This window comes from Bacillus sp. P4_D3 (assembly GCF_056401855.1).
In genome coordinates, this window is sequence record NZ_JBFUIN010000506.1 from 1 (window position 1) to 2,309 (window position 2,309).

A 2,309-nucleotide genomic window follows, 5' to 3' on the forward strand; every position below is an offset into this window, starting at 1 on the left:
CCAATTAAGTGTTTAATCTTGTTTAAGTGTTCAGAGAAGTCATTTTTTCCTAACCAATTTTTATGATATTCAATACTCATCATAATTGCCTTGTTATTATCAATAGAACGATGTCAACGACTGCTAATCCAACCAAGAATACCTTTTCTCTTAAAGTTAAGTAGTTCTTCAGCTGGGATAACAACTAATTCATCTAATTTACCTGGTTTGGCAGTAACTACATTAATCCACACTATGGCTTTACTAGATTCCATCTAAAAAACCTCCTTGAAATAAAAATCGCCTTCCTACATGGAATAACATAGATATCCGGAAAGTTGATACTGAAACCTACGGTGTTCATAAATACTTCGTCTGTACTTCTAGATCCGTTTTACTTTCATTTTAATGGTATTTTAAGCCCTTGACTTGATAGTGATGCGTATTCCTATGAAAGCTAATATACAAATAACATCAATAAACTTGTAACAATCCCGACCCAAATGCAGAGAATGAAACAATAACCCATGATATCTTTAATTTTCAATCCCAGCACCCCTAAAAGAGGTAGTGCCCAGAACGGCTGAATCAAATTTGTCCATGCGTCTCCCCAGCCTACCGCCATAGCGATAGTAGCCGGATCTACACCTAGCTTCAACCCTGCCGGAACCTGCAGTGGCCCTTGTAAAGCCCATTGTCCCCCGCCAGATGGCGCCAATAAGTTCACCAATCCCGCTGACCAATATGTAAATATATCAAATGTATCCTTTGACGCAATGGATGCCATCCATTCAATGATTGAGCTTCCCAATCCTGAACTACCTAAAACAGCGATAATCCCCGCATAAAACGGAAACTGTAGGATAATTGGAGAAATGGATTGCGCAGATTCTTTGAATCCTTGTGCAAAGTTGCCAAGAGAACCATGCAGGAGCAAACCAAGTGACAAGAAAAACAAATTAATGATATTTAAATCTAAACTATGACCGTTCATGAATTCATAAACACAATACAACGTGCCGATTGCACCTAATACTATTCCTAGGACCGGTGTCCATTCCAGTTTTTCCGCAGTAGTTAAATTCTTTTGAGGAGGTTTTACAAAAGAATTTGTATCTGTTTCGAGTGCTTTATACCTGATAATCCCGCTTTTTGGAGCCATAAGTACAATAATAATTGGCATCGTGATGAATAGAGTGAAAAAAATAATTAGAGTAGAGTAACTAAAGATTGTTTGTGAGGTAGGAATAATTCCAATCATATCTACAAGAAAATGATCCTTTGTGGCAATTGTCAAGCCAATAGAACTAGAGAGACCTGCGCTATATAAGGCTGTCGGAGCATAAGCAGCTGCTACAAGTAATGGAAAATGTGCATTCGGATTCTTTTTCGCTACTTCCTTCGCAATGATCGCTCCCACAACTACCGCTAGTCCCCAATTGATATAGTATGCAATTGCACTGATCAAAAATGTCATTGTATAAGCCTTTTGAGGTGTATCGGCTAACTTTGCAACTGACTGCAAGCCTCTATTAACAAACGGGACAGAAGCTAACGTCATCCCTGTAACCATTAGCAATACCATTTGCATTGTAAACGTTAAATAAGTCCAAAACCCATCCCCCCAAGATTTTACGATTTTGTACGGATTTGAGGGATTCATCAACAAAGCTATAATGAAAGTAAATAAAGTGAGCAGCACAGCAATAACAAAGGCATCTGGAACATATTTCTGAGACCATCTCGAAAATACATTTGCACACCGTGTAAGCAATGATTCTTTCTTTCCTGGATCTGTATTTGTCTCCAATAAGGAATACTTCATAAATATTCTCCTTTCTAAATTTTAATAAGCTAAATATAAATAACATTCCACAAAAGAAAATAAAATCCTTTTGCACTTACAAATTCTTCCCCCCCACTCGAATTAAGGAAACTTTTTATCTCTAGCTGCTATTTCAACCTMATAATTCACTTCTATATTTATACAAGAATAATTTATTGTTTATACATTTTTATACATTCTTTATGTATTCCTGTCCTCTAATGTTAAAGCTTCTTTATGTTTAAATGTAAGTGAAATTATATTTTCACCCCTTCATCATGACTATAATTATCCAACCTTAATGTTTCCCTTATAATTCTTTAACTTTTCCCCTAGTTAACTATTAATTTTCACACTAGTAATATCGATATACAAGGAGGATCGCTGGTTCTGGTGTAAACAACGACAGTATTTTTTTGCACCAGAAGTTCCTTTTCCATACCGATCACACACTTTTTTAGAATAATGCTATCATTATGTCCAAGTTTAAGAGATTACTTGCAAT

The 2,309-nt window shown here is 36.1% G+C and carries 2 protein-coding genes; both read right to left on the bottom strand.

Translation table 11 applies throughout. The annotated features are described in order from the left end of the window. Nucleotides 1–113: 113 nt before the first annotated feature. Nucleotides 114–254: a hypothetical protein gene (locus tag AC1DTM_RS23335; RefSeq protein ID WP_165762433.1), complete on the bottom strand. Its 141-nt coding sequence runs from the start codon at nt 252–254 to the stop codon at nt 114–116. A 182-nt stretch (nt 255–436) separates the two neighbouring features. Beyond that, nucleotides 437–1,804 (bottom strand): short-chain fatty acid transporter, encoded by a 1,368-nt coding sequence (locus AC1DTM_RS23340; RefSeq protein WP_016105467.1) that lies wholly within the window; start codon nt 1,802–1,804, stop codon nt 437–439. Nucleotides 1,805–2,309: the final 505 nt, after the last annotated feature.